Origin of the sequence: Knoellia aerolata DSM 18566, from assembly GCF_000768695.1 — a bacterium.
Classification (GTDB): Bacteria; Actinomycetota; Actinomycetes; order Actinomycetales; family Dermatophilaceae; genus Knoellia; species Knoellia aerolata.
The window spans coordinates 1-380 of record NZ_AVPL01000195.1 but is presented as its reverse complement, the minus strand read 5'-3'; the positions used below and the strand labels follow the sequence as shown (position 1 = coordinate 380).

Below are 380 nucleotides of genomic sequence, written 5' to 3'. Positions count from 1 at the left end.
GGGCCGGCGGGCCAGGCGGTGACGTGGTCGAGGTCGCAGGAGCGGGCGTTGACGGGGCAGCCGGGGAAGCGGCAGTGCCCGTCGCGCAGGCGGATGAGGCGTTGCAGCGCGGGTGAGGGTCGGTAGCGGTCCTCGACCGCGTCCGGTGGGGGTGGTCGCAGGTCGCACGGGGCCAGGGACTTGGGGACGACCCCGGCGATGATGGCGCCGGTGTCGGGGTCGCAGTCCAGTGCGGTGGAGTCGACGATCCGCACGTGGGCGGGGAGCTTGGCCAGGTCCACGGTCGTCGTGCCCGGCCGGCCGAGCCCACCGAGCTCGACGACCCCGCACCGACCAGCACCCTCCGAGGGCGAGGGCGAGGGCGCGGGTACCGGCTCGGG

The 380-nt window shown here is 76.1% G+C and carries 1 pseudogene; it reads right to left on the bottom strand.

Going from position 1 to position 380, the window contains the following annotated elements:
• Positions 1 to 380: pseudogene (locus N801_RS21270) on the bottom strand (HNH endonuclease); the annotation flags it as partial.